Genomic DNA, 16,479 nt, shown 5'->3' with positions numbered 1-16,479 from the left:
CTAACTACGATCTGCTTGTGGGCGTTGTGTTGTCGCTGGGATCGAATTCTGATCGGTGGTCCCCAAGACCTTTGCGTCAGGAATAGCTCCCGGATGTGCCGCCTGTATGGTGGGGCCGTGGAAGGGTAGGTGGCGCGCGGATCGGCGCATACGCCGAAGATCCGCCAGAACGCTGCTTTCGGAATCGATCAGGAACTGCCCGGAAACTACAACGGGTACCCCGGCCTGAATGCCCGATAGGATTTCCACCGTCCCCGCGGATTCCTCGCCGGTGGAAACCGTCAGTGGCTGAAACGAGCCGTCCGGGCGGACCGCGATGATGCGGTCCCCTTCGCTGGTGCGGATAACGGCATCTGCGGGAACCATCAGGACATTGTGCCTTGGTTGGCCATGTATCACCACGTGCGCGAACATGGCTTGGTTAAACCCAGAGTTATTGCTTCTGAATTCGATATGAGCTTCCAGGGATCGCGTGGTATAGCCGACGGGAGGCTCGACCCGCGTGACCTTCCCGTGGAAGGTGGTTCCAGGCAAATCGCGGACCTCGACGGTTGCGTCTTGCCCCTGCTGGATCCAACTCCATTGCCGTTCGAATATCTCCGCAGTCACATCGATGACTTGCCCCTGACCACTGAGATTGAATACGGTGAACCCGGAGGGAATCTCGTCACCCACTTTTCCGCGTTGGGCAAACACGATGCCATCTTCTACAGAATATACTTCCACGGGGAGCGCGGAGGCCTTTCCGGTCTGCAACTGGGCGATCTGCTCAGGACTTAGCCCCATGTCACGTAGCCTGGGAATCATGGACGTTGCCATCGCGCGGCCGCCAAGCCGCGCAGCCTGCTGGAATTCGTTCTCCACTCTCAACAATTCCGGCGAAGAAACCGAAAACAGCAGTTCTCCTTGGACTACCGGATCTCCCTCGATTTTTTTCGCCACATAGATGAGTTGGCCACTGATTGGTGGGGACAAGATACGTCTAGCGGTTGGATCGACCCGGGTGATCTTGCCGATTGTTTCGATATTGCGAAACATTTCTCCGAATTGGGCCTTCGCGGTCCGCACGCCCAACTCTTCCACCACATTAGGCGTGATGCGAACCACCGGCGATCCTGATTGTCCTATGTCCGTGTCCGCGATCGTTTCCGCCTTCACCAGCGCCATCCCGCAAATCGGGCAATGGTCCGGCGAATCCGACGTGATTTCATGGTGCATTGGGCAAACGTAAAGCTGTTTTGTGGCATCGCGCGCCAGGCTAATCTTAGCTGCGTTGTGGACGTGCGCGGGTGCTGGGTTGGCCACGGGGACATTGGGAATCTGGCGGCCTAGGAGGTATCCGCCTAACGCCGCGATAGCCGCAGTTGCTAGTAACCTTCTCAACATTTCCATCTACACCTGCCTAGTAGCGCAAAAAAGGGTGTCCCTCTCCGTCATCCGGAGAAGGACATTCCCTAAGCGTGCACAGATTCGATGGGCTTAGTGCAGTGAATAAACAGCCTCATCGTGGTGCAACGGATCGAATTGGTAGATACGCAGCCGCGGGCTGGGCTCGAAATTGAACGTGATTTGCACCTTGTGCAACCCCGGCGTCCCGTCGGCGGACACGGGGGGCACGATGATTCCGCCCCAGGGGCCCCCGGCATTCGGCCAAGCGAAATTGCGACCGAATGTGAAGTAACACCCAGATCCAAGCTGTGGATCCGCGTTGATATCGGGATTACGGATGTGCGCCGGGAGGTTGTTACCGTTGGGGTAGGTTGGGAACGGGAAATATCCGCCCCGCTCCTTGGTTTGGAAGGGTTGACCGGTGGCAGGATCGATGACAGTGACCGGATCTGAGTACTGGAACTCGTTCTCCCATCCGCGGGATCCGCCGAAGTCCACACTCATATATCCATGTGGGAAGTGGTCGCCATTGTAAATGGTGGCCCTATAAATATAGGGCCGGACGTGCCAGCCCAAGGCACGTCCATTGGCGATACCCTTATAGCTGGCGCTCCCCAAGTGGCTGCCAACACCCGTCAGGCCCTGCCGGTTACCGTAAATTGTATTGTTAACAAAAAACAACGTAATGGTTGCATTAGGGTCGGCAGTAACACCTGTAGGCAGCTTGGTGCGGTCCGTCCAATCCAGGAACGCTTCGTAGAGCTCGCGGACCTTCGCTCTCGGGCTTCCGGGCGTGCGTGCGGAATCTTCGCCGTCGTGCGCAGATTCTCCACGTGCCTTAAGCGAACGGAAGATATTCCACATGCGTTTCGCCGGTGAAAGATCGCCGATCATCGCGATCGCCTTCAGCTTGTTGGCATCGCTGCCCATAGGATCCGTACCAAACGTATCCTGTTCCCACTGCAGCAAGGTCTTTCCGCCCGCCACCTTGTTGGCGTTTTCCATCACCTGGACGCGCGGTGGATGGATCCGCCAACCCCAGGTGTATACGAGATTGAAGTATTTCCCCCTAGTCTCCTTGATTTTCAGAGTGTATCGGGTTCCCTCCTTCAGCATCGGAAAAAAAGTCTGATCCATGGACGCGTGAAACGGGCCCGGAGTGCCATCCGGCTTGACGTCAAAATTCATCATCATTGGCGAGAAGTCCTCTGCGCCACGGCGAAGGATATTGACGTGGTAGGTGACCGTCCACGGGACATCATGGACTGCGCTGTTGTCGAGCAGCGAAGTATCGGACTCGATATGCTGTCCGAAATAGATCATATTTACGTCAACGTTCCCGCCTATCACATTCCCGGTGCTGTCGTAGACCGGCGTGACCTTCTTGAACTTGTTTGGTCCGTTGTAATGCAACATCGCGAAACCGCTATAGGCCTTTCCGGGAATCGGATTTCCCTCCAGGATATCGATGCCGCGCTGTACCAGTTCCTGGTCGATCTCTCCCTTGTTCGCGGTTATCTTCAGCTTCTCGATGATCTTCCTGAGATCGCTCTGCGGGGAGTCCGGGTTGATAGCCGTCGCGGAAACCGGGCCGTCCACAAGATTGTATTTCCCATCCGGCGTTGACGGGAGCGTATTTGGCATTTCGTCCCCGTTTGAATCATACAGGTTCGAATATATCGTCATCAGGAAGTTGCTGCCCGGAGGATGCTCAAATGGATCCTGGCTTGGGAAATGTCCCTGCGGTGTTACCACAAACGTAGTTACACCGTCGGGCGAGGTCGTCTGTGCAGACGGTCCAGGCAGGGGCTGCGGCCCCGGATCGCCGGCAAATGCGACGGTTGCCAGACTAAGCCCGGCCCATAGCCCGAGCATTCCGGCTACTTGCGTTCTAAAAAATGATCCTTGCGGTTTCATCAACGCTTTACCTCCCCCTTTGCCGCACAGGATCTTCAGATCCATCCGGCAAGGAATTTTGAGTGTTTCCCCGTGATACGGCCGCGGACTAGACGCTATGCATGTCCACCAGGAAGGGTTTGTAATGCTTGCCTGTGCTAAGGCGTGCGACAACCTCTGCTATGAAGAGGGGATGCTGTCGGCTCGGGATAGACGCCCAGCGACCGATCCTTTCGTTTCCAATCCACATTAGTCCATCGATAGTCCCACGCACATAGAATGCATCGAGGATCTGGCGGATCGAATCGGGATCGCCGGACAGAAACCGCCAATTGGCGCCGTGTTGGTCCGCCAATTTCTTTAGGGTTTCCGGCGTATCCTGATAGGGGTTAGTGGTTACCGTGTACATGAATACGTCTTTTCCAAGACGATCTTTAAGCATATCCTGGACTTTCACCAAGTTGGAGATGATCGGGTAGTACGCATCTCCCTTGGCTGATGCAAAGCTCACTAGCGCGATCTTGTTCTCGATCAGCTCCTGGTAGAACCAGGCTTGTTCCTTGAATTGATCTCTTACCAGTACCTGTGGGAAACGTTTGGCGTTGGGTCCGCCCGTGGCGCGGGGGCAGGTGCGGATCGCTGGACGGTCTTCCAGGGTCTTGGCTGCGGTTGCGGCGGTGGCGATTGCCGGGACCGCCGTCGCGCACGAAAGTAAAAAGGCTCTTCTGGTCTTCATAACGATTCTCCCTTGAATCAGCTGGTGTAATTCACAGTCGGCACGCAGTCGGCACGGTCTCAACTTGGAACGATATCCCAACGCAGCATCATGGCGTTGTCCTCGTGGACGTTGTTATGACAGTGGATAACGTAGCGGCCAAGGAAGTCATCGAAACGGTAGAACACCTTGATTTCGTCGTTCGGCCCGAGCATGTAGACATCTTTCCGGGAGTTGAGGACGCCTACCGGTTTCCTCCCGTTCCATTCCAGTACGCGGCCTTCCTCAAAATGGATGTGAGCAGGGTGCGCCCACCCGCTGCCGGCATTGCGGATGGTCCAGATCTCCGCGGTACCCTGCTTGGGTGCCGCGGATATGACTGTCGGGTCCATGAAGCTACCGTTTATCGTCCACAGTCCCATGTCATGGTCAAAGATCCACTCACGGTGCGCCACGACAGAGTCGAGATCGATACGTGGAAGCCGGCGCATGAAATCAGGAAGCTGGCTATTGTCTTCAACATTGCTGTCAATGACGTCAAAGCGCATCACACGCAGACCGGGGTCCAGGCGGCGCCCGGAAGGCCCCATCCCATTGATGTGCTCCATTACGTTCAGCAATTCGACCGACTGGCCTGGGCGATAGCGCGAGAAGTCGATGACGACGTCATATCGATTTGCAGGACCCATAACGATGCTGCTGACCTCTACCGGTTCCTCGAGCAAATTTCCATCGTTGGCAATGACAAACATGGTGCTGTTGTCGCCGAGCATCAGCTCGTAGAAGCGGGATGGACCACCGTCGTAAATACGGAATCGGTACTTGCGCCGTTCAACTTTCAGAAACGGCATGACCTTTCGGTTTATGGTCATGTAATCACCGAGGTGTCCATCGGTGTTGAAGAGGTTATAGTCCGGGTGTCCCTGGGTCGTGAAACGAACGTCATGCAAGATCATCGGGATGTCGTATTTTCCATAACCGCTGGGAAGACGCAGTGCCCCATGTCGTTTGTCGCGCTCGTCCCCGGAGTCCAGATCGTCATAGAAGATCGCCATCGCCGACAAGCCAGAGTACACATTGGTCGCCGTGAAATTGATCATGTGATCGTGGTACCAGAGGCTTGCGAGCGCCTCATCCGGGTTGTTGCGTGCGTAGATCATCGCATAGTGGTGATCCCAGAAATTGCCGGGTTCCACGAAATCCATTGGATAGCCGTCACTTTCCGTGGCGGTATGCGCATTGTGCAGATGCGTCGTGATTGCGGGATAGCCGAAGGGTAGTGGCGTATCGGCGGCCTGCGGTAGGTCGTTGTGGCGCCGCACGAACACGGCTTCACCATAGCGGGCAACCAGGGTAGGCCCCGGCAAGACACCGTCGTAACCCCATCCAATCGAGCCGTTGTTGGGGTTCAGGCTGGAGAGGTCCTGGTGGTAATTCCAATACACCTGTTTGAGGTGGGTCTCGTAGAACTTTACCGGCGGAAAGTCTTCAAAACGTTGATGACGATTTGGATCTGGCGGCGGGCTCAACGCAGCCGGGTTGACCCGGTGTAGTGTCGGTGGGATAAAGAGAGGTTCGATGTACGGCCGAACCGGCGGACTGTCGTGCTCCGTCTGCTGTGTTCTTAGACCTTCGGCCCGACACAATTGGGCACGCGCCACCTCAGGTAGCATGACCCCGCCGAAAATCGCCGGCGTGGTCAAGGCGGCCGCAGCGCCTGCTTTTAGCACGTCTCTTCTCTTCGCCATTCTTCTTGCCTCCGCTGATGATAGAGTTGCCAAGGGCCGGGCGCTTTTCCGACGTGGGCCAGACACCTGTTTTCACGAAGCGCCAACTTATGACGTCTTCGTCAGGATCTTTCCGACCGACCCGGTCTTGCCGGGTCGCGGCGATCCAATTTCGTGCGTGGCAACTGGTCCAGGCGTAAAGCCAGATGCCCGGCCCAGCGCCCACGCAACGCGGACTCCTGCATCAGGGCCATGCGCAGGCTAAACCATGCCGCACGCGGGCATCTGACGGATATTCAGCGGGGATTTATTGGAATCTGAAGGGATCTACTGGTGGAACGCGCATACGTTGGGCCGACACGTGTGGGTCGTCCAAAGTCTCGCTCCCCTGCGCTACAAAGGATTTCCCTTTGCGGCGCCCCCCCTTATCTAAATCGCCCCCCGACGATCTAACTTAAGGCCTTACCCTTATGCGCGATCCAAATACCGAAAATACCCCGGCTCATAGGCCACAAGTCGATATTTTTCACAACGGCTAACTACTGTAAATCCGCCTGATCCCCTCCCCGGGCTCCAAAACGAAACTGACGTTCGTTTTTGGACTGGAAATTTGCTGGTCTGCCCACCTGCAGCAATTGAGTCAGGCAAACAACAAATTTCGGCGAATTGCGGCGCGCATGTTTGCGTCTACCGTTGAGCGGTTGTAACTCAGCGTAGGAAGAAAGTCAATACTGGATTTACGGCAGTGTCTCTGCAAACGCTAAATGGGTTGCGCAACATGTATGGCGGGGGGCACCACTTTGGGGGCAAATCGCGGAGCCGGAAGATGCAGCGATACGCGAACACCGACGGGCGGCGGTACCCTGCGTTGGGTACGACCCACCCACGCAGCATCGTGACATAGATCGGTATGGCGATGCGAACGTCGCGTCCCTGTCATGTCACGATGACCGCATGGTTACGACGCGTCGGAGGAAGACGGTGGACACTGGACCGCACGGGGCCGCCGGTTTTCATCCAGGGCAACGTAGGTAATCCGCGCTTCTGCGACTTTCCCCTGGTAGGGGACCCCATCTTGGTCCCGCTCCACATAGATACGTACGTCCACGGTCATGGAGGTGTTCCCGATCCGTACCACTTCCGCGAAGAAACTCACCAGGTCAGCGACGAACACCGGTTGCAGAAAGAGGAACGAATTGACCGCAACGGTCACAACGCGCCCACGCGCACGCCGATAGGCCACGATACTGCCTGCGATATCGGCCTGCGCCATAAGCCATCCACCGAACACGTCACCGGAGCTGTTCGTGTCCCGGGGCATCGGTGCTACCCGCAGGGTGAGTTCGCCGGTTTCCGACACCTGATTTTGCTTGACGCTCATGTTCCTGATTTTCTCAATGACCTTCGTACAAGGCTTCGACCTGCGTGGCATGGTGGTCCAGGATTCGCGCCCGGCGCAGTTTCAATGTCGGGGTCAGCAAACCCCGTTCGATGGTCCACGGCTCCAGCGCGAGCGCAGCGCGGCGCACCTGCGCGTAGCCGGGAAAGCTTGCGAGCCGGTTTGCGACCTGTTGCAATACGATTTCCTGCAGTCGCTCGTCTGTCAGCGAATCCGGGGCTTGCGGATCCAGTTCCAGCTTCCTCGCCAGCCGGATCCAGGCCTCCTGGTTAAGCACCGCCAGAAGTCCAAGATATGGGCGTCCTTCGCCTATCACCATGACCTGATCGAACAACGGGTCCAATGCGATGGCCAGTTCCATGTCCGACGGCGGGACTTTCTCCCCGTTGGCCAACACGATGATTTCCTTGACCCGTCCAGTGATGTAAATGCGCCCGTTCTCGATCCGAGCCTTGTCGCCGGTATGGAGCCAACCCGCGGCGTCTATCATGTGACCGGTGGCCTCCGGATTGTTCCAGTAACCCATCATCACGTTGGGTCCTCGTGTCAGCAGCTCACCGCTCTCTGATATTTGCGCGTCCACACCTGGAAGTGGACTGCCGACGCTGGCGGGATCGTTGTCATCGGCGCGATTCACGCTGATCACGGGGCTGCTCTCCGTGAGCCCGTAGCCTTGCAGGATCTCCACCCCCAGGCCGATAAATACCCGCGCGATGGCCGGTGACAGGGGCGCGCCGCCGCAGATGGCATTGCGCAGGCGCCCGCCAAGCCGTGCGCGCACTTTGCGCGCCACCAGCCGGTCCAGCAACGGCCAGACAAGGAACGAGAACCGCCAAGGCGCACGCCCTTGCCGATGCAGAAAGCGGGCCCAGCCTACGGCGACCGTTACCGCGAACAGCCCCCGTGCCAGTGCCGGGCGCTCGCTCAGTTGAGCGTGCAAGCGGTTGTACACGCGTTCGTAGATTCTGGGCACGGAGAACAAGCCGGTGGGCCGGATGTCCTGCAGATCCTCGGCGAGTTGTGGAATAGAGCGGGCAAACGCAACAGTGGCTCCACTCATGATCGGAAGATAGTAGCCCGCTGTCCGCTCAAAGGTGTGAGAAAGGGGAAGAAACGAAAGGAACAGATCGTCCGGGTAGGCGGGTACGGCCTGCAGGCTGCCATACGCGTTAGTGACCAGATTGCGATGGCTGAGCATGACGCCTTTCGGTCGCCCGGTGGTGCCGGAAGTATAGACGATGGTGGCGAGCGCGCCGGGTTCGACGTTCGCCGCACCCGGCACATCAGCCTCGGCAGGCAACCAGCGTTCCAGTGTTACGAGCCGCGGGTCATCGCTGTTCACCGTCCCCAGGGTTACCACCCGCTGCAGTGCCGGCAACGCTTGTATCACGGGCCTGAGGCGGTCCCACTGGGCGTCGCCATCGGTCAACAGCACGCGGACACCGGCATCCTTCAGAATGTAGGCTGAATTCTCAGGCCGGTCGTCCACATACAAGGGGACCAGGACCAGCCCTGAACCGAGGGCGGCCTGATCGAAAGCGACCCACTCGTGGCAGTTGGGCAGCATCACCGCAACCCGGTCGCCCGGATTGAGCGCCTCCCGGGAGAGAGCGGTCTGATACCGTCGCACTTCCCCGGCCATTATCGCCCAGGTGTAGTCCCGCCAACATTGGGCCTGAGGATCGAATTGGCGATATGCGACGGTTGTCGGGGAACGACGCACCCGCTCGCTGAACTGGGCCGCCACCGTCGGGGCCTGTTCTGGGCTGATGAAATCCGCGGAGGCTTGACTCATACGCCCCTCAAGGTTTGAGATCGGACCACCCGATGTCGGGCGCGAAGCGGGCGCCGTAGGATTGTTCCAGACGTTGCATGCGCCGCAGGATCACGTCCGCTCCCTGATCCCGTATGTAATGCATGGGGCCGCCACGAAAAGGCGCGAAACCGGTACCGAATACCATCCCGGCATCCACCAGGTCGCCATTCTCCACCACCTGCTCACGCAGGCACGCTACCGCTTCGTCCAGCATCGGCAGAATCAATCGATCGGTGAGGTCTGCGGGCGGCGGGCGGGACTTGTCCGGCCGCGGCTTCACCGGCTTGTCCTTGGCGTATTTGTAGAAGCCGTGGCCGCTCTTGCGACCCAAGCGCCCGTTTGCCACCAGTTCCTTCAGGCGTGCGGGGACTGCGCCACCGAGGCGCTGCGCAAGGATCTCGGCTACCGAGAGACATACGTCCAGCCCTACGGAATCGGCCAATTCCACGGGTCCCATGGGCATCCCGAAACGCACCGCCGCGCGGTCGATCAAGACCGCGGGCACACCTTCCGCCTCGAGGGTGACGGCCTCCAGCAGATAAGGCATCAGAATGCGGTTTACCAGAAACCCTGGGGCGCTCTTCACCGGAAGTGGCAGGCGGTCGATACGCCGGGCAAATGCCGCGGCCCGCGCTGCGGTCTCCGGTGTGGTATTGGGTCCGGTCACTATTTCTACGAGGGGCATCTTGGCCACCGGGTTGAAGAAGTGCAGGCCTACCAGCCGCCCCGGGTCCGTCAGCACTTCGGCCAAGGTCTCCAGGGGAATGCTGGAGGTGTTGGTGGCCAGCAGCGCGTCGGGCTTCATGCGTGGCACTAGATCCCGCAACAGGGCCTGCTTCGCATCCACGTTCTCGAAGATGGCCTCAATCACCAGGTCGGCGTGCGCCGCCCCGGCTCCGGTCAGGTCCGGGATCAAGCGATCCATAGCCGCCTGTACCTCGCGCGGCTGTTTCAGGCGTTTTCGGTACAGGCCATAGGCGCGGTCCACGGCCCGGGCGAGACCCTCCGGCCGGGTATCCTGCACCGTGACCCGCAAGCCCTGCATAGCGCACCATGCGGCGATGTCACCACCCATCGTTCCAGCGCCCACCACGTGGACGTGGTTCACGTCGAAATTCTGCTCCCGTCCCGCTGATTTCAGCCGCTCGCGCAGGAAGAATACCCGCAGAAGGTTACGGGCGGTGGGCGAAATGATGAGCCGCGCACCGGACTCCGCCTCCGCCTCGAGCATGCGCTGCGGTTCATCCGCATACCGTTCCCAGAGTTCGATCAGGGCGTAGGGCGCCGGATACTGTTCCTTGGAGGCCTTGGCGCTGACCTTGCGGCGCAGGTACCGGGCAAACCAAGGTCGCAGCAGACTGTAGCCCGCGATGCGGGCGGCCGGCCCCGGGCGCTGCGGCGCGGGCGGGTTCAGGACCAGCGAACGGGCTGCGTTTTTTAGGTGCCGCTGAGACACGGCGTGATCCACCAGGCCCATGCGCCGAGCAGCCCGCGCGCTGACGGTGCGCCCAGTCAGCATGAGGTCCATCCCGTGGGGCGCGCCTACGGTGCGGATCATGCGCATGGTCCCGCCGAAGGCCGGGTGGATTCCCAGCATCACTTCCGGAAGGCCCAGTCGTGTCCGGGGCCCGTTCTCCGCGACCCGGTAGCGGCAGGCGAGCGCAAGTTCCAGGCCGCCGCCGACGCAGAAGCCGTGGATCATGGCGACGGTGGGAAAGGGCAGGGCATCGATGCGATCCATCACCGATTGGCCGGCACGGATCGCGCGGCGTGCGTCCGTGGTGTCGGTGAGTTTCGGGAATTCCGACACATCCGCGCCGGCGATAAACCCGTTTTTTTTGCTGGACAGGAACACAAGTCCTTTCGGGTTGTGTTTCCCGATCGCCCCCAGCATGGTGAGCAGTTCCTCCAGGACCTCCGACGAGAGGGTGTTGGTGGTACTGTCCGCCTTGTCCAAATGTAGCCAGACGATACTGTCATCGTCGGTTTCGGCACGCCAGTGTGTGCCCCTGATCTCGTCGGTCATCGCGGTCTACCCCCCGTCCCGTTCCACCAGCATGGCGCCGCCTTGGCCGCCGCCGATACACAAGGTCGCTATGCCCCGGCGTGCGCCTTCCCGTTCCAGGACATGGAGCAGATGCAGTACGATCCGCGCGCCTGTGGCGCCAATCGGATGTCCCAGTGCGATACCGCCGCCATCGACATTCAAGCGACTGCGGTCAATCGAGCCCAGGGCGTTTTTCTGGCCTAACTCCGCACGGCAGTAATCCTCATCCTCCCACGCGGCAAGGCAGGCCAGGACCTGGGCGGCGAATGCCTCGTTGAGTTCCCAATAATCGACATCTTGAAGCGCGAGCCCGTGACTCTCGAGGAGCGGAGTGCTGGCGTGCACCGGGCCCAGTCCCATCTGCGCCGGATCGAGCGCTGCCCAACTGCAATCGACGATCCGTCCCAGCACCGGAAGCTGATGGCGCTGAATGACCTCCTCGCACGCCAGGATCAGCCAAGCAGCCCCATCGGTGATCTGTGCGCTGTTGCCGGCGGTGACCAGACCAAACGGCCGGTCGAAGACCGGGCGCAAGCGGGCGAGCTTCGCCAAATCGGTATCGCGCCGCAGCCCGTCGTCGAAATCGTAGTGGTGACCGCGGGAATCGAAGATTACCTCGACCTCATTGGCCAGGCGTCCCTGATCCTGAGCCTCGGCAAGGCGCCGGTGGCTCTCCAGGGCCAGTTGATCCATGGTGTCCCGGGAGATCCCAAAGCGATATGCCACATTTTCCGCGGTCTGCCCCATGGAAAGGCCGACCACTGGATCGGTGAGACCGCGCAGCAAGCCGATAATGAGTTGAAAATGCCTAGGCCGCAGTTGGCTCAGGGCTTTTATCCGCTGACCGAAACTGCGCGCGCCGCGCCAAGCCCCGAGCCAGGCCACCATCGCCTCCCCGAGCAGCACCGGCGCATGACTCATGGCCTCCACGCCGCCGGCCAATACCAAGTCCGAACGCCCGTCGGCGATGTTGCGTGCCGCGCAATCCAGGGCTTGCATACCCGAAGCGCAGTTCCGCTGCACGGTCCACCCGGGCACGCGCTTGCCGCAACCAAGGCGCAGCGCGGCGATGCGTCCGATATTCGCCTCATCGGCGTTGGGCATCACGCAGCCCAGAATCACTTCATCGAGGTCCGGGGGTTCGAACGGTTGTCGCGCGAGCAGCGGCCGGCCCGCAGCCACCGCCAAGTCCGCCGCCGCGAAGGCACCAGGCCGGTCCTTCGCCTTGAGCTGGGGCGTACGGCTGCCGTCCACCACGTACACCGCACGCCCCGGGTAACCGCTGTGCTTGCGTTGTGTCATGCTCCAGACTCCTCAGGCATTCCGGTGTGCCCCCACCGCCAGGATGCGCACGGTCACGCCGCGAAGCCATGATACACCGCCGCGCGGATGCTTGCGGGCAAGCCTCCGCCCGGATTGTTGACGATAACGTCAGGGGGCACTGACAACAAGCCCGGCGCAGTAGGACCGGGGAATCGCCACCCGGGCGCAGAAGAGCGGGCCATACACCGGGGCGTAGCGGGAATCCTGGTGAATATCCCCGGAATTTCCCGCCCGGGCGAAGCTGCGGGGTGGTTTTTTTATAAGGTCCGCAGCATTCACGGGGCGTCCGTACCACCCGGTGCACCGCACACCTGGGGCGCGTCCGCGGTCTGTTGTCCCGGCGCTAGTGGGTGCTCGCTCGCCCCCTGGTCATGGCGATGGGGTTTACTCCAGGGCGGCGCGATCCGAGCTGTGCACCGCGCCATCCTCCACAGCCCTTGACGAATGGCGCGGGCAAGATTTAGGCGTCCAACGTGCCCACCGGGTTCGGGCGCCCGAGACCGAGGTCCGGCGGGAAATCGTCCACGGCGATCGCTTCCCGGCGTGCCGCGTCCGCGTCCCGCAGACGCTCGGCTTCCGCCTCGGTGATAATCCGGTTCGCGAGTCCACCGGTGATCAGTTCCTCCAGGGTACCGGCGGGGAGGATCCCTTGTTTAACCGCCTCCAGGAGCCGTCGTTCCATGGGTTCCGCCTCCAGGACGCGCGCGAGTGCGTGTTCCAAACGCCCCACGTTTTGTCTCAGGTCGTCGGGGATAAACATCCCCGCGGTGAGTCGGTGACGGGCGGGGGAAGGTTCCAGCAGCAGATCCGCCACCTGATGATCGAGGGCGTCGCTGGGTACGGAATAGGGCAACCCGAGCGGGAATACCAGCACCCGCAACAGCCACGCCAGCGGGCGCACCGGGAAGTTGCGCAGCAACCCCATCAAGGCGTCCTGGGCGCGAGCCAGGGAGTCCTCGCAGGCCCAGCGCAGCAAGGGCAGGTCCTCCGCGGGGCGGCCCTGGTCCTCATAATGGCGCAGGCACGCGGATATCAGATACAAGTGGCTCAACACGTCGCCGAGCCGGGCCGACAGCCGCTCGCGACGCTTCAGGCTGCCACCGAGCGCCCCCATCGACACGTCGGCCGCCAACGCCAGGGCCGCGCTCATGCGCACCACCTGCCGATACCAGCGCTGCGTCGCACGCCCGCCGGGTACCGGCACCAGCCGGGCACCCGTGAATCCCAGAAAGACCGCGCGCACCGCATTGCTCACCACGAAACCCATATGGCCAAGCAAGACACCGTCGAAGGACTTAGCGCCGCGCTCCGCATCCGGATCCGCCACCGCTTCCATCTCGCGCAGCACGTAAGGATGGCAGCGGATCGCACCCTGGCCGAAGATGATCATGTTACGGGTCAGGATGTTCGCGCCTTCCACGGTGATGCTGATGGGCACACCCTGATACCCACGGCCCATGACGTTACGGGGCCCGAGGCAGATTCCGGCACCGCCTAGTACATCCATGGCGTTGTTGGTCACGGTGCGCATACGCTCGGTCAGGTGATATTTCGCGATCGCCGAGAGCACCGAGGGCTTGCAGCCGGAGTCCACGGCCCCGGCGGTAACCCGTCGTGTCGCATCCATCAGGTAGGCGTTGCCCGCGATCCGGGCCAGGGCCTCCTCGACGCCCTCGAAACGCCCGATGGGCAGTTTGAACTGGCGCCGCACGCGCGCATAGGCGCCCACCGCACGGGCGCTGAGCTTACCGGCAGCGGTACTCAGAGCCGGCAACGAGATGGAACGTCCGTCAGCGAGGCACTCCATCAGCATGCGCCACCCGGAGCCGGCACGGGCCGGACCGCCGATGATCCAGTCCACGGGAATGAACACATCCTTGCCCTGGGTGGGTCCGTTCTGGAACGGGATATTCAACGGCAAGTGGCGCCGGCCGGTGACCACTCCAGGGGTATCCGTCGGGATCAGCGCGAGCGTGATCCCCAGGTCCTCCCGCTTACCCAGCAGAGCTTCCGGATCGTAGAGTTTGAAGGCGAGTCCCAGGACCGTAGCTACCGGGGCCAGGGTGATGTAACGCTTGTCCCAGTTCAGTCGGATGCCAGTGATCTCCCGACCCCGAAAGCTGCCGCGGCAGACGATCCCGGTGTCTGGCATGGATGCGGCGTCGCTGCCGGCTTCCGGGCCGGTGAGGGCGAAACAGGGCACCTCCTCACCACGCGCCAAGCGCGGAAGATAGTATTCCTTCTGCTCGTCGGTACCATACTCCAGCAACAACTGCGCGGGCCCCAGGGAGTTGGGGACCATGACAGTAGTTGCCGCAGTAACACTGCGGGTCGCGACCTTCATCACCACTTCGGAGTGCGCGAGGGCGGAGAAGCCCAGCCCGCCAAAGGAACGCGGGATGATCATTCCGAAGAAGCCCTGCTGTTTAATGAAGCGCCACACCTCGGCGGGCAAATCATGGTCGTGGTGGGTGATCCGCCAGTCGTCCAACATCCGGCACAGTGTCTCCACCGGGCCGTCCAGGAAGGCCTGCTCCCGTTCCGTCAAGCCGGGCGCCGCGGATTCCAGCAGACGGCGCCACCGGGGACGACCGCTGAATAGTTCCGCGTCCCACCATACATTGCCCGCCTCCAGCGCTTCACGTTCGGTCCCGGACATGGTGGGTAACACCGTGCGGAACACCCTCAAAACCGGATCGCTGATCCAACGCCGCCGCAGAGGAGTCACGTTGAGCAAGGTTGCCAGTCCGATCCAGACCAGCCAAAAGGGAACAAGTGCCCACCACGTCGCACCCGACATGGTCAAGGTAGTCAGCCATGCAGTAACGAAAAGGCTTGATCCGATCAGCGGGACGCGCAAATAGGCGAGGGCGCCAAGCAGTATCAACAGGCTTAGAGTCCAGGCGGCCACGGTCATGACTATTCTTCCTGTTTCTTGCGCGGCGTGGCCCCGCGGGCGCGGGGGCCCATCGAACGAAACAACGTCGTTAAGGCTGAGCCGCGGCTGGTGGGTGGGCCAGGGGCGGCGGAGCACGCCGACGTTTTATTGGCCGCCACCGGCGGATTTCGTGCAAGCTGCGTCGTGTGATCAGTTTGACGCCCACCGCGTGCGTCCGCGACCCCATGGACAGACGCCGGCTCAGGCAGGTAGCAATCGTTCTCCGAATTGCATACCCGCCCGCTCTCGTCCCAGGGCAACTTGCGGTAGGAAGAAAGCTCGTTGAGGCCCAGGAACGGATATTTGATGATCTCGAAGTAAGGAGAATAGTCGAAATCGCGCGGAGTGAACAACCTCGCGTTGCGCTGAAACAGTCGGACCGTACCGTCGTCCCGGCGTTCGACGATCGGCAAGATTGGGAATTGCACAGCGTTGAACGCCTCGGCCAGCATGGACGAACACACGGTGCGCGTCGGCGCCCCAGCGTTGTGCTCAAACAGGCTGGAACGCCAACGCCGGGGCAAAACGCTGTAGGGAAATAGAAAGCGCGCCAGATCCAGCAATTGGCGCACGTCATAATCGTATCCGAGTTTTGCCACGGCCTGATTGATCACCTTTTGGGCGTCGGCAGGGGAGAGCGCGCCGGGACGGCAGATGCGCAGGTGCTCGGAGCGATATTTGGACAGCGGATTGACCACCGTGCCTTCACCAAGCAGGGCCTCGATCAGTAGTTGGTCGTTGGGATTGCCGTCATAGAATTCCAGCACCCGCTCGCGCACCGCGGGGTCTTCGATATCGTGTACCCGCCCGATGTACAGCGCAGAATGAGTCCAAGCGCTCTGGGTAATGACTTTGATGACTTCGCTAACGCGGCTGCGGCCTTCCACCAGCAGAACATCCCCAGGGCGGGTCTCGAAGCGCAGACGTTCAAAATCGCACAGGGTTGAAGCGTGGACCAAGCCGTGGTCGCGCGTCAGCCACTGGCTGATCCGCTTTCCCACCTTCCCTTTCACCCTGAAACCCATGTAATTCCTACCATTGCGTCGCTAAAACATTGAAATACACTCTGTTTTAAGCCTAAATCGCCGCACCTTGCGCGGATATATTCGCGGGAACCATGCTTGTGTACAGCTGTTGGGTCTGCGGCTGTTGCCAGTATCTAAGGTATCGGCGGGGCGAGTGCTTCTCCTAAGTCACATTATTTAATGTAATTTATAGATAATTATTTT

At 60.7% G+C, this 16,479-nt stretch carries 10 protein-coding genes; all 10 read right to left on the bottom strand.

Features of this window, described 5'->3' with window-relative positions; all coding sequences use genetic code 11:
* The gene (locus tag B7Z66_09565) at nucleotides 1-1,392 is read right to left on the bottom strand and encodes a hypothetical protein (GenBank protein OYV76193.1); all 1,392 of its coding nucleotides are present in this window, start codon (nucleotides 1,390-1,392) and stop codon (nucleotides 1-3) included.
* 87 nt (nucleotides 1,393-1,479) lie between these two features.
* Entirely contained in the window at nucleotides 1,480-3,075 is a 1,596-nt protein-coding gene (locus tag B7Z66_09560) for a hypothetical protein (protein OYV76192.1), read from the bottom strand.
* 319 nt (nucleotides 3,076-3,394) lie between these two features.
* Nucleotides 3,395-4,021, bottom strand: a complete 627-nt coding sequence (locus B7Z66_09555; protein OYV76191.1) for a hypothetical protein — start codon at nucleotides 4,019-4,021, stop codon at nucleotides 3,395-3,397.
* Nucleotides 4,022-4,080: 59 nt separating this feature from the next.
* On the bottom strand, nucleotides 4,081-5,748 hold the full coding sequence (locus B7Z66_09550) for a hypothetical protein (protein OYV76190.1): 1,668 nt from the start codon (nucleotides 5,746-5,748) through the stop codon (nucleotides 4,081-4,083).
* 937 nt (nucleotides 5,749-6,685) lie between these two features.
* Nucleotides 6,686-7,108: an acyl-CoA thioesterase gene (locus B7Z66_09545; GenBank protein OYV76189.1), complete on the bottom strand. Its 423-nt coding sequence runs from the start codon at nucleotides 7,106-7,108 to the stop codon at nucleotides 6,686-6,688.
* A gap of 13 nt (nucleotides 7,109-7,121) precedes the next feature.
* The gene (locus B7Z66_09540) at nucleotides 7,122-8,921 is read right to left on the bottom strand and encodes a long-chain fatty acid--CoA ligase (protein OYV76188.1); all 1,800 of its coding nucleotides are present in this window, start codon (nucleotides 8,919-8,921) and stop codon (nucleotides 7,122-7,124) included.
* A 7-nt stretch (nucleotides 8,922-8,928) separates the two neighbouring features.
* Entirely contained in the window at nucleotides 8,929-10,968 is a 2,040-nt protein-coding gene (locus B7Z66_09535; protein ID OYV76187.1) for a crotonase, read from the bottom strand.
* Between the two features lie 6 nt (nucleotides 10,969-10,974).
* On the bottom strand, nucleotides 10,975-12,291 hold the full coding sequence (locus B7Z66_09530; protein OYV76186.1) for an acetyl-CoA acetyltransferase: 1,317 nt from the start codon (nucleotides 12,289-12,291) through the stop codon (nucleotides 10,975-10,977).
* A 481-nt stretch (nucleotides 12,292-12,772) separates the two neighbouring features.
* A complete protein-coding gene (gene fadE / locus B7Z66_09525) occupies nucleotides 12,773-15,229 on the bottom strand; it encodes an acyl-CoA dehydrogenase (GenBank protein ID OYV76185.1) in 2,457 nt (818 codons plus the stop codon).
* A gap of 2 nt (nucleotides 15,230-15,231) precedes the next feature.
* Nucleotides 15,232-16,275 (bottom strand): hypothetical protein, encoded by a 1,044-nt coding sequence (locus tag B7Z66_09520; protein OYV76184.1) that lies wholly within the window; start codon nucleotides 16,273-16,275, stop codon nucleotides 15,232-15,234.
* Between the last annotated feature and the right edge of the window lie 204 nt (nucleotides 16,276-16,479).

The organism is Chromatiales bacterium 21-64-14 (assembly GCA_002255365.1).
GTDB lineage: Bacteria > Pseudomonadota > Gammaproteobacteria > 21-64-14 > 21-64-14 > 21-64-14.
The sequence above is the reverse complement of the archived record's forward strand: the minus strand, read 5'-3'. Positions and strand labels throughout refer to the sequence as shown.